Origin of the sequence: Arcanobacterium ihumii (assembly GCF_900604515.1) — a bacterium.
In the GTDB taxonomy this organism is placed as follows: domain Bacteria; phylum Actinomycetota; class Actinomycetes; order Actinomycetales; family Actinomycetaceae; genus Arcanobacterium_A; species Arcanobacterium_A ihumii.
Window position 1 is genome coordinate 104075 of record NZ_UWOS01000002.1, and the last position, 12185, is coordinate 116259.

10 protein-coding genes and 1 tRNA gene are annotated in these 12185 nt (G+C 48.0%); 8 read left to right on the plus strand and 3 right to left on the minus strand.

Translation table 11 applies throughout. From position 1 onward, the window contains the following. Positions 1-16 precede the first annotated feature (16 nt). Genes der through EIH22_RS05570 form a run of 3 tightly spaced genes read left to right on the plus strand, consistent with a single transcriptional unit; the run spans position 17 to position 2187 of the window. Positions 17-1432: a ribosome biogenesis GTPase Der gene (gene der, locus EIH22_RS05560; RefSeq protein WP_407640832.1), complete on the plus strand. Its 1416-nt coding sequence runs from the start codon at positions 17-19 to the stop codon at positions 1430-1432. Positions 1433-1489: 57 nt separating this feature from the next. Continuing rightward, positions 1490-1804, plus strand: a complete 315-nt coding sequence (locus EIH22_RS05565; RefSeq protein ID WP_124054829.1) for a DMT family transporter — start codon at positions 1490-1492, stop codon at positions 1802-1804. Continuing rightward, positions 1804-2187, plus strand: coding sequence for a DMT family transporter (locus tag EIH22_RS05570; RefSeq protein WP_124054830.1), 384 nt, complete (start codon positions 1804-1806; stop codon positions 2185-2187). The genes EIH22_RS05565 and EIH22_RS05570 overlap by 1 nt, the downstream gene beginning before the upstream one ends. Before the next feature lie 74 nt (positions 2188-2261). On the opposite strand, the gene EIH22_RS05575 is transcribed toward EIH22_RS05570, so the two are convergent. Continuing rightward, positions 2262-2335 (minus strand) — tRNA-Pro (locus EIH22_RS05575). Positions 2336-2457: 122 nt separating this feature from the next. On the opposite strand from EIH22_RS05575, the gene pepN reads away from it, so the two are divergent. The 5 genes from pepN to EIH22_RS05600 all read left to right on the plus strand — a co-directional run bounded on the left by pepN (position 2458) and on the right by EIH22_RS05600 (position 7754). Then, the gene (gene pepN / locus EIH22_RS05580) at positions 2458-5001 is read left to right on the plus strand and encodes an aminopeptidase N (RefSeq protein WP_124054831.1); all 2544 of its coding nucleotides are present in this window, start codon (positions 2458-2460) and stop codon (positions 4999-5001) included. Between the two features lie 78 nt (positions 5002-5079). After that, on the plus strand, positions 5080-5538 hold the full coding sequence (locus EIH22_RS05585) for an FHA domain-containing protein (RefSeq protein WP_124054832.1): 459 nt from the start codon (positions 5080-5082) through the stop codon (positions 5536-5538). Then, positions 5535-6284, plus strand: coding sequence for a transcriptional regulator FtsR (gene ftsR / locus EIH22_RS05590; RefSeq protein WP_124054833.1), 750 nt, complete (start codon positions 5535-5537; stop codon positions 6282-6284). Before EIH22_RS05585 ends, ftsR begins: the two co-directional genes overlap by 4 nt. A gap of 194 nt (positions 6285-6478) precedes the next feature. Beyond that, a complete protein-coding gene (locus tag EIH22_RS05595) occupies positions 6479-7000 on the plus strand; it encodes a MerR family transcriptional regulator (RefSeq protein ID WP_124055144.1) in 522 nt (173 codons plus the stop codon). Between the two features lie 400 nt (positions 7001-7400). After that, positions 7401-7754 carry an RNA polymerase-binding protein RbpA gene (locus tag EIH22_RS05600; protein WP_124054834.1) on the plus strand — a complete coding sequence of 118 codons (354 nt, stop codon included), beginning with the start codon at positions 7401-7403 and terminating at the stop codon, positions 7752-7754. Between the two features lie 87 nt (positions 7755-7841). Here the strand turns inward: EIH22_RS05600 and lnt are convergent, their stop codons facing one another. Continuing rightward, entirely contained in the window at positions 7842-9389 is a 1548-nt protein-coding gene (lnt, locus tag EIH22_RS05605; RefSeq protein ID WP_124054835.1) for an apolipoprotein N-acyltransferase, read from the minus strand. Between the two features lie 180 nt (positions 9390-9569). After that, complete coding sequence (locus tag EIH22_RS05610) at positions 9570-12179, minus strand: DEAD/DEAH box helicase (protein ID WP_124054836.1); 2610 nt, start codon at positions 12177-12179, stop codon at positions 9570-9572. Between the last annotated feature and the right edge of the window lie 6 nt (positions 12180-12185).

Genomic DNA, 12185 nt, shown 5'->3' on the forward strand with positions numbered 1-12185 from the left:
GCAGCAACGCGCGGAAATGATGAAGTCCTTTTTAGAGGACTACGAACTAGACGATGAAGACTTTACTTATCTTGAAGAAGACTTCGCGTTTTCTTCGCAAAACGAAGATCCTGGATATCCAGTTCTTGCCGTTGTCGGCCGTCCAAACGTCGGTAAGTCTACGCTGGTTAACCGCATTGTTGGAAAACGTGTTGCGGTTGTGCAAGACGAGCCTGGAGTTACTCGTGATCGCGTACGCTACGATGCTCAATGGAACGGCCGTACCTTTACACTGGTAGACACAGGTGGTTGGGAACTCGACGTCCAAGGTATAGATCGTTCGGTTGCAGAACAGTCTGAATACGCCATTGATCAGGCAGACGCTGTACTCCTAGTTGTAGACGCAACCGTCGGCGCAACTGATACAGATGAACAGATCGTTAGACTTCTTCGTAAGAGTGGAAAGCCAGTTATTTTAGCTGCGAATAAGGTTGACGCACCTGGACAAGAATCCGATGCCTCTTATTTGTGGTCACTAGGGCTAGGGGAGCCATACCCGATTTCAGCGCTTCACGGTCGTGGTACAGGCGATATTCTTGACGCTGTTATCAATATTTTACCCGAAGTTTCTGCAACCGCTACGCTTCGCCCGAAGAATGGTCCGCGCCGGATAGCACTGATTGGCCGGCCAAATGTTGGTAAGTCTTCACTTCTTAACCGCCTCGCAGGAGAAAATCGCGTCGTGGTTGATCCACTAGCTGGAACGACGCGCGATCCAGTCGATGAGATTATCGAGCTCGACGGACAGCAGTGGATGTTCGTCGATACCGCAGGTATCCGACGTCGTGTTCACCTCACTCACGGAGCTGACTACTACGCTTCGCTTCGTACTCAAGGTGCGCTGGAAAAGGCTGAGCTTGGTTTGGTCCTGATTGATGCCTCCCAGGAACTCACAGAGCAAGATATTCGCGTAATGCAGCAGGTAATCGACTCTGGGCGAGCTATGGTCATCGTTTGTAACAAATGGGATCTGGTCGATGAAGAACGCCGACTTATGCTTGATCGTGAGATTGATCGCGAGCTTGTTCAGATGCCATGGGTAGAACGTGTAAATCTTTCGGCAGCAACTGGGTGGCACACCAACCGCCTTACGCGAGCCATGGAAACTGCGCTTGAATCTTGGGACAAGCGTATTTCTACTGGAAAGCTCAATTCCTTCCTGGGCGAAATTGCAGCCGCCAACCCGCATCCTGTACGCGGCGGTAAACAACCACGCGTCCTGTTTGGAACTCAAGTTGCAAACCGTCCTCCGAAATTCGTTCTTTTTGCATCTGGCTTCATCGAGCACGGTTACCGTCGATTCTTGGAGCGGCGCCTACGCGAAGAATTTGGATTCGAAGGCAGCCCTATCCAGATTTCAGTTCGTGTGCGCGAAAAGCGCAAGCGCAAATGAGCCCGTACCGAGAGTTAGATCTAACCTGATTTTAAGCTATAGGAAAGTGGCACAACCATGTCTTGGTTAATCCTCGTACTCTCCGGCTTTGCTGAATCCATATGGGCTTTGGCACTCGGGGAGTCTGATGGATTTAAAAAACGGATCCCAACCGCCATCTTCGTTGTTTTTCTAGCGTTATCTATGCTTGGTCTGGCATTTGCGATGACGGCTATACCTACTGGAACAGCGTATGCGGTGTGGACCGGTATTGGAGCGTCGGTGACCGTCGTCGTTTCGATTCTTCGTGGTAAAGAAAAAACTTCGGTTTTCAAGATACTCTTACTGATGCTTCTCATCGGTTGCGTAGTCGGGTTAAAGGCGGTGGCCTAATGCCTTGGTTAGTGCTGATCCTAAGCGCAGTATGTGAAGCAATTTGGGCAACCGCACTCAGTTTTTCGAATGGTTTGAGCAGTTTCGCACCGACGATGGTTTTCTTCCTCGCGCTCACGGCTTCAATGCTCGGGCTCGGATATGCAAGCAAAACCATCTCAATTTCGGTGGCGTATTCCGTTTGGGTTGGGATTGGCTCAGTCCTAACTATGCTGACTGCCTTTGCCTTCGAGCAAGAAAATCCCACCGCACTAAAAATCATGTTCTTAGCAGGAATAGTGCTCGCAGTGATCGGATTGAAGGTACTTTCGGTACGTGAAGAATCAGATAAAGAATTAAGTCATAGTGTTGAAGTAGGCGTGGCTGATCATTTTGGAAACTGAAACAAATCTAGTCATCATGTTTCCTAAAATAATTAAAGAGCTCAGAGTTAAACCTCTGAGCTCTTGCTTTATCGTCGGGCTAGCGGGATTTGAACCCACGACCCCTTGACCCCCAGTCAAGTGCGCTACCAAACTGCGCCATAGCCCGCCGGCTTAAATATCCATTCGAGCCGTAGTCTTGTGACTCATCGATAATAGCCCATTGGCGCTTGGTAATGCCAATTGATTTGGAGATTTGCATACAGATGAGAAACATTATTGAATTGAGATATGTCTGAGAATCTTGCCCGCCCTGAAGCACAATTGCGTAGCCACGCGCTAACAATCGACTCCTACGAAATCCGACTCGATGTGGGGGAGGCACAAAGCGATCAGACGACATTTAACACATATTCAAAAATCAACTTCACCAAACACAACGATGCGCCGACCTTCATTGATTTCATCGGCGAATCTGTAACATCTGTTCACGTTGACGGCGAGGCCCGAGCTTTTGATTTCGACGGCGCACGAATCACTTTCTCGCCCCTCACATCAGGTGAACATAGTATCGAAGTTGAAGCTATCGGTATCTATTCAACTTCTGGAGAGGGTCTGCATCGTTTTAAGGATCCTCTCGACAGCGAAACTTACCTATACACTCAATTCGAACCGGCAGATGCACGCCGAGTTTTCCCAAACTTTGAACAGCCAGATCTTAAGGCTTCTTTCCATATCTCAATTCGAGCTCCCCGTAGCTGGGTTGTTTTATCAAATGGAGTCGAAGTCGATTCTCGTGAAGACGGAGTTAACTCACTCGCAGTCCCGTGTTCTATTCGTTCCTTTGCGCCAACCGAACGGATATCTACATACCTCACCGCGTTCATCGCAGGCCCATATGTTTCGTTCAAAGATTCGGTGGAGACTGACTCTCAACATATTGACCTTGGTTTCTATTGTCGTTCTACCCTTGCCGAATACTTTGATATTGAAGATATTTCGACTGTCACGAAGCAAGGGCTTCACACTTTCCCTGTGGCCTTCGGCGTCGACTATCCGTGGGGAAAATACGATTCTGTTTTTGTTCCCGAATATAATCTCGGCGCGATGGAAAACCCTGGTTGTGTAACTTTTAATGAAGCAATCTATATCCACCGAGGGCAATCGACCCGTGCTCAGCGTGAAAGCCGAGCAAATACAATTCTGCATGAGATGTCCCATATGTGGTTCGGCGATTACACCACTCCCCAGTGGTGGGATGATCTTTGGCTGAAAGAATCCTTTGCCGAGTTCATGGGTGCATGGGGATGTGCGACAGCAACTCAATACACAGAAGCTTGGCAGAGTTTTGCAGGGCGCAGGCTCGCATGGGCACTACAAAACGATCAATATCCAACCACCCATCCAATAGTTGCTGATGTCCCAGACCTCGAAGCAGCAGACCAAGTATTCGATGGGATTACTTACGCCAAAGGCGCAGCTGTTTTACGCCAGCTCGTTGCTTGGGTAGGGGAGGACGCCTTCTTCGCGGGCGCACGCGCTTACTTTGCTTCGCATCCTTTCTCCAACGCCACTCTTGATGATTTGTTGGTTGCTCTTGAAAAATCTTCTGGTAAAGACGTACGTGAGTGGGCACGTCAATGGCTACAAAGCGCGGGTGTCTCCAGTATCGAAGTCCAACGCGGTGCCGATGGCGTTCACCTTCGCCAAGTAGGAAATGAGCCTTTGACCGGTGAGCAAATAACCCGTCCTCATCACATCAAAGTTTCAGCTTGGAAGACTCAAGGAACCGTTCTGCATAAGGTCTCTTCTGTGGACGTTGACCTCTCAACCACAGCTTTTATCCCGTGGGATGAGCTCGGCGGGCAAGAGGTAGACGCAATTCTTCCTAATGATGAAGCTCTAACTTACGCAAAAATTATTTTCGACGACGTCTCCCTCCAGAGTTTCCTTCACCACGATGTTAACGACGACTTGTCACGTTCAGTTGTTACGACGGCGATTTGGCAAGCTGTTCGTGACGGTTCCATCTCGCCACGCGATTACCTTTCGTTTGTGGCATTGGTACCTGGCTTGAGGGACTCAGCTCTGCTCGCGCAGCGGTCTCAAACCGCTTTATTCGCAATTAGAAACTACGAACCTGCACAAACACGCGTGACTTTGCTCCGTGAGCTTTTCGAGCTTGCAAAGGACGAAGTGACGTCCGCTGGAATGGGGGAGAGTGACCAATCACTGACTTGGTTACGGATTATGGCTACAACTGGAAGTTTGCTTCCAGAAACTGTTCCTACCATGCGCAACCAACTTGAAAAACTTAAAGATCAAGATCTTAGGTGGCAATTCTTATCGGCACTCGCTGCACACAACGAGATCACAAGAACAGATCTCGATGCGGAACTCGCGATGAGCGGAAGTGCTTCCGATGCAGTTTCGCATCGCCTAGCGATGGCTACGTTGCCTGGAGACCGCTCCACGACGATTGAGACCTTACTTGAGTCGGCAAATTTGATGTCCAACACCCATGTTCAAGCCATGGTGGACGGCTTTGCACATCCTCTCCATTCTGATGAAGCACATGAAGCCTTCCCAAACTACTTTAACCACATCGAATCTATTTGGAATCGATATTCGCAAGAGATTTCTGAGCGAATTATCTACGGTTTATATCCGAGTACCGATTGGAACTTTGTGGCTACGACGAGCAGCGAGCTCGACGCCGCAAATCACTGGCTAGATAACGCTGAGGCTCCAGCTGCTTTGCGGAAAATTATTCTTGACTGTCGCGACGAACACCAGCGGAAAATTAAAAACCAGCAGTTAAATTCGCCCAAGTAACTTCTTGAACAAAGATGCATTCTAGGTGGTTCTCCGCCTAAGATAGAAGAAATAAAAGACCATGGTGAGGAGAGTGAAATGTCGACCGAGGAATTTAATGCACATTTGACTTCTAATTCGCAGGATCCTTCGTCGACGTCGCGTTTTACTGTTACTAGCAATTCTCAGCCGCTTGGTGAGGTTAAAGGGCTAGATGCTGATGACCGCGCAGCAATTGAAGCTCTTCCAGAATCATCTGCGCTTCTTATTGTGCGTCGTGGACCAAACTATGGAGCTCGGTTCTTACTCAACTCGGATCTGACTGTTGCAGGACGCCACCCTAAGTCCGATATTTTCCTAGATGACGTCACGGTGTCGCGCCGTCACGCTCATTTTATTCGCAAAGGTAATCAGTTCTATGTGTGTGATGCTCACTCCTTGAATGGCACCTACGTTAACCAAAAGCTTACCGATGAATCTCTTCTTTCTAATGGAGATGAAGTACGAATCGGGAAGTATCAACTCACATTTTTCGCATCTCCAAAGGCAACTCAATGACGCCTCAGGTAAAGGCAGAGCAATTTAACGCGGAACAAGTTACCTGGCCACAAAATGTCTCCCATGAGCCGACTCTAAAGATAGGGGAGGTCTTGGCAGCTTTAAACAGTGAGTTTCCTTATTTAGCCGCATCGAAGATTCGATATTTCGAAAGTCAAGAATTGGTAGAACCACATCGCACGGGTTCTAATCAAAGGCTTTTCTCACACGCAGACGTGGAGAGGCTTCGTTTTATTCTGATTGAGCAGCGCGATCGCTACGCTCGGCTTCCTCAAATTAAAGAAATGCTTAAGCAACTCGATATGGGAGAGGCAAAGTCTGAGCATCCGGGCAAGATGCGAATTATTCGTGAAACTGATATCCATACGCCAAGACCTGGTACACGTCTACGCAAAGAAGAACTGGCCACGCTTACCGGCGCTTCGATCATACAGATCGACGAATTCGTCAATGCCGGCCTCCTAGCTGTTGATTCGCGTGGCAGGCTCACTGCCCAAGCAGTCGATATCGTTCGATACGCGCTACTTTTGGCAAATGAAGGCGTCGATTTTAGGAACTTACGCGCCGTACGCAACTCCGCCCATTCCCACGCAGTCAATATTGTGAATCTCCTTGCGAATGAACGAGCCAAGAAATCCTCTGTTGCAAGGGAAAGAGTAATTGCTGAAACAGGGGAGCTCAGTACAATGCTCACCAATTATTATCGAGCGCTTTTACTCGAAAGCATAGATGTTGAACTGCGCTAATGCTTTTCACTTATCTCACAGAAGTTAAAGTAATACTTAAGACACTCCGCTACGACACGCCAACTAAAGTTAGAGCTTTAGCGTTGAAATAGTAGGGATTACGGTCTAACCTTAAACCTAGTAGACCAACAAGGAGGGCTGACGTGACAAGTGACGCAACCGCGCATGGCGTCCATCCGCAGCGGGCACAGCAGATGCTTTTCGGAGACGACTTACCAGATCTAGATAACGAAACAGGTTATCGTGGTCCGGCTGTATGTCGCGCCGTCGGTATTACCTACCGTCAGCTTGATTACTGGGATCGTACCGGTCTAGTCGTACCAACTATTCGCTCCGCGCAGGGATCAGGCTCTCAACGTCTTTATTCGTTCAGGGATATTCTCGTGTTGAAAGTCGTTAAGCGCCTACTCGATACAGGTGTTTCCCTTCAGCAGATCCGCACCGCAGTTGAACAACTTTCGACTCATGGTGTGGATGACCTCGCTGGCATCACTCTGATGTCCGATGGGGCATCGGTTTACCTGTGCACCTCGAATGATGAAGTAATTGACCTTATCAATGTTGGACAAGGTGTCTTCGGAATCGCCCTCAGTCGTGTTTGGCGTGAAGTCGAGGGCTCGCTATCAGAGCTTCCAACCGAACGTCTTTCTGGAACATCGGATGTTGCTATTGTTGACGAACTCGCAGCGCGACGTGCAGCTCGCAGCGCAATGTGAATAGCAATTTGAAACATAGTTATGATCCTTCGTCCACAACGGTGAAGGATCATTTCTTTTGTCAACGCTCCAAAATCGCTGTCCTTCATCATGTAGGAGAGTGCTCGAATCAGACAATATTTGCCATCCGGCACAGCCATTAGAATTTCTGACATAATATACATTATCGGCGTGCCGTATTTTTCTTTTACTGTCTCAAAGACTTCGTTAGAACTAACACTATGCGGGCATCTAATTCTTTCCGATGCAACAAATACGATAGACTGTAGACGCTCAAGAAACGATCCGTTCGACGTTCTAGGCAGATACAAAATTGTATCGATGAAATAAATGCGGTTAGTTGTGCGTTGTAGGCAACGTACAGTCTAAACAAATTTGTAGAGAGAGAAAAAATAGACTTATGGTTGAACGCTCACTACGTGGCATGAAAATTGGCGCGAATTCTTTAGAGTCGGACATCGGCGTCGCTCTGGTAGATCGTCGCGAGGTAACGTATGAGTGCCTAGAAAACCAACAGCGTTTTATAGTGACTCTAGCCGCTGACGCCGAAGCACCTGCAACATGGGAATGCCGTTGCGGCTCTGAAGCACATTTGGTTGGCGCACATGTGGACGAAGAAGAGAAAAACCAGAAGCCTGTGCGCACTCACTGGGACATGCTGCTTGAACGCCGCACCACTGAAGAACTTCAAGAGCTTCTTGATGAACGACTTAAACTATTACGTGAAGGAAAGCTATACAAGCGAATTCGCTAGGACTTTTCCTTGTCAAATCTCTAATTGGTTGTGGGTGTGGAAAAACGGAGGTTTTTCCACACCCACAACCAATTAACCACAGCATAATCAGCGGTTACGCTGTCTATTTCGCAAAGAAATTCCGAACATTGCGATAATCATCGCTATTCCGGCAATAAAAATTCCAGTTTCGCGAATTTTTGCACTCCTTACAGCAAAAGTAAGAGTTTCATAAAGCGGGACGTTAATAGTTTTGGCAGCCTGTTCGAATAAGTCGGATTGATAGCGTACCACTCCCCTTGCCGATACCACTGCTGAAGTGCCGGACGTAGAGGCCTGTATAGCTGATTTGCGCAGTTCCACAGCTCTGAATCGAGTCATGGCTAATTGCTGTAAAGGTTCTCCTGAGTACCCAAAAGACGCATTATTTGTTGGCACTACCAGCAGATTCGCATTTTTAGCACCTTCTGAAACGATTGAGGTATAGGCAACTTCGAAGCAAATCGGAACTGCTGCTCGTACTACCCCATTCGCCGTCTTCACTGATAAATATGCAGGTGAATCCCCTGACACCATGTCAACCGAGATTTTCTTGGCTTCCGGCACTATTTTTTCAATAAAAGAGCGCCAAGGAAGATATTCTCCAAAAGGAACCGGGTGCTGCTTTGAGTAAGTGCCAACAACCTCACTGTTCTCAATGGCTAGGACATCATTCGTACGTGTAGTCCCCATGTACTTCTGGGTCCCCAGCAGCATCGGTGTACCCGTAGTTTCCTCCAAAACAGCATCGAGAATTGCCTTTGCTTCCGAGTCGGAACGAATGTCTCTATCAGACGAAGATTCAGGCCAAATAATTAGGTCGGGCTTATCTCGCACAATCTTACTGGTTACATCAGCATGGTTTTGAGTAACGATTAAAGCTCGCGATTGTTTAGGACCTAGCTTTTCTTCGTCGGGTACATTTCCTTGCACTACGCCAACTTTGACTTCGCCAGTTGGCAGCGCGTATTGACCAATAAACGTTGGAGCAAGGATCAACGCAACCGCAGTCACCGCCGTCGTAATCACTGTGAAGAATCGAAGCCTAGTGAGTGAAACGAATGCTTGAGCTATGAGCACGGCACTCAACACGGCACAAAAACCTACAAGTTGCGTAGAACCAAACGAGGCTAAATTGATTAAAGGCGAGTCAACTAACGAAAATGCAAGGGTTCCCCATGGCATTCCACCAAAAGGAAAGGAACTACGGCACTGTTCAACGAGCACCCAAGCAAAAGCATCGAGAATAAGAGTGACCGATAAAATTATGGCTTGGTGGCGGCTACTTCGATTAACCAAGCGGTGCCACAAGGTCCATATGACCAGTAGTAGGCCTATAAAAATACTTTGGCTTAGAGCTAGAGCCACGCGAGCTAGCTCGGTTTTCGAAGCAATAGTTGCCCAGTCGAAAAGAAGGTAAAAATAGGTGAAGCCACTAAGCACTCCACAGCAAAATCGCGAGAACACACCACCGGTGGAGAGTAACCATAGAAGGGCAATTCCAATAATTCCCAGTAGCCACAGATTAAGTGGCGGAGCCGCGCAATACAGTAGTCCCCCAGCACCGAGGCTGAACAATAACGAGGCTAAAAAACCGTATTTGCGCGGAAAATTCACAACTTAATTCTAACGTCAGCATAGAAAGAACGGTTAAATGACACAAGCTCTAAAACATTCCCTCGGACCGTCAACGACGTTTTCTATCGGAATACCTTAGAGCTTGCGAACACATAAAAATGAACTGCGTCCCCATCTACGCTAGAGAATCAAAGCACGATTAGCAAGTCATTTCCTTAATTACAGCCATTCCCAACGCCGAACTTTCGTAATTGCTTGAGCAGCTAAATCACCCAGCCAAAAACCTGATCCTACTATCGTGAACTGGCCTAATAGATCAACAAGGCGACGTGCAGCACTGATAAAATCACCAACATCGATATGCGACTTAAGTAGCGCGGTTTCAAGATTCACACCGTTTGCCCAATTTTCGAAAGCTTCTATCCCTCCGGGGTTCGGCTCGATGGTTCGTTTGATTCCGAATCCATCTTCTAGTTCGATCAGGTACTCGAAGTTACGGTCGATCGCCGCCCACGCAGCCCGAAGAGTCGGTTTACGCGGAAATCCTTTGCCCAAGCGACGGTCCCCAAGAAATGCCGAACATATCCCAGCAAATTCAGCTGGAGTAAGCTTTGCGAAGGATTGTTCGTTGAGACAAAGTGAAATGAGGAGATCCGATTCGTTATGAATCCCACGAAGTAAATGAGCGCCTCCCGCCAACTTGTAATCTTGCAGATAGCCTAAATAACTGAGAATTTCAGCGGTAGCATCAAATTCTCGCGCCACCGAATCTTCGAACTCGCCAGCAAGTTTTTCCATTTCTGCAAGACGCGAATCAAGAGAGAGGAACTCCGTAGCCGATTTCAAGATGTTTTTCAGTTCTTTATTCGTGTGAACAGGGTGCGTGACTAACTCAGAATTTTCCCGAACAGCAAACCGATCCCAAGAGTCCATCAAGTCGCGGTCGGTTCCCAGCTCAGTTCGATCTTCAACTGCTTCGATAATCGATTCCGCAATATCTTCTCGCACCTGTGGATCTTTAGGCGAAACACCGAAAGGCATATCGATCACACCGAGGTCACGAAGTTCAGAGGAAACCTCACGTTCATGGAGCCAAACCAGCTCCGCGAAAATATTGATGAAGCGAATTTTTGATGGGGAAACCGAGAGCGCAACGCCGTATTCAAGTTCCCCATCACGCGCATAGGCATAAAGGTGACCCGTAGTTGCACTTTTCCAACTTTGCTTTACAACCTTGCGGTATTCCTCTTTTGCTACACGACGCTGTGCCTTTGAGGCTCTCCCAGACTTTTGCCGGAGCTCGAGGTATCCAACGACGTCAACACCGGGGTACTGTGCTTCTAATTCAGATTGTAGCTCAGCTTTCTTTCGCAGAATTCGCTGGATACGACCTTGAATCTGGCCGAGATCGGCGTTCCTTTGGAACTGAGCGAAGGAGGTCCCCATAATGGCACGAGCTTGTTCACGTCCATAGCTTGCAAGCAAACTCACGACAGTGTTGTATGACGGATAAAATGCCGATTCTAAAGGCTCCACAGCCCCATGAGCGAGCCGTGCCAGCGTCTCTGGATCGATGTCTCCCGAAGCGACGACAACGGCATAACCGTGGTCATCTTTTCCTCGACGTCCCGCACGTCCAATAAGCTGAGTATATTCAGTAGCGGTTAGGTCTGAGAATCCAGTTCCGTCCCATTTGCGCAGCTCTTCAACGACGACAGCCCGTACCGGCATATCGATACCCAACGAGAGCGTTCCGGTTGCGTAAACCAGCCTAATCAGGCCACGCACCATAAGGCGCTCAGTTAACTCTTTAATTGCTGGGAACATTCCTGCGTGATGTGCACTAAAGCCGCGTTGCAGGGCTTTGGACCACAATCCAAATCTCACTGCGCGAGCATCTTCATCACTGAGCGTTTGCCGTAGCTTATTAAGCTCCTCTTTAATAAGAACTTTTTGTTCAGAATTAGTTAGGTCAATCCCTGAATCCAATAGATCTTTAACGGCGTTATCACAACCTTTTCGAGAAAAAATAAATTCGATCACTGGAAGATAATTACGTTCTGAAAGAACCGAAATTATTCTTTTGCGTTGCGCAAGTCCGATTTTCTTTGTCCGGCTTCGGTGATCATTACGTGACCGTTCGTGTGCACGGCTCAGAACTCGCCCTGCATTTTTGCTAAATTCACCATTACGATCAAGGATCGAAGTGATCTCCGACCGGTCAAGTAAGAACTGTTGTAGCGGAACCGGACGGTGGAAGCTAGTGACCGTCGTCGTTCTACCACGAACAGATTTAAGCCATTGTGAAAATTCTTCGACGTTTGCGATCGTTGCAGAAAGCGAAACAAGCCTAATGTGTTCAGGCAATTGCAGGATAATTTCCTCCCACACCGGGCCACGGACCTTATCTGAAAGATAGTGAACTTCGTCCAGCACAACATAGCCGATATCTGGAATTCCCACTTCGTGCTGAAAGAGCATATTGCGCAGAACTTCGGTGGTCACAACAATGATCGGGGCATCTCGATTGATGGTGGTATCACCGGTGAGAAGCCCAACCGTTTCGTCACCGAAAACCTTCGCAAACTCACGGTACTTTTGATTTGAAAGCGCCTTAATTGGTGCTGTGTAAACACACCTCATACCGGTGGCCAACGCTAATTCGACAGCGAACTCAGCCACAATGGTTTTTCCGGAACCGGTTGGAGCACAAACTAACACATCGGATTTTGATGCTAGAGCGTGAATCGCTTCAGATTGAAAATTATCGAGCTCGATGCCACGATACCCCAATGAATCAACGAAGTTGTCGATGACGAAATTTTGCATCTTTTC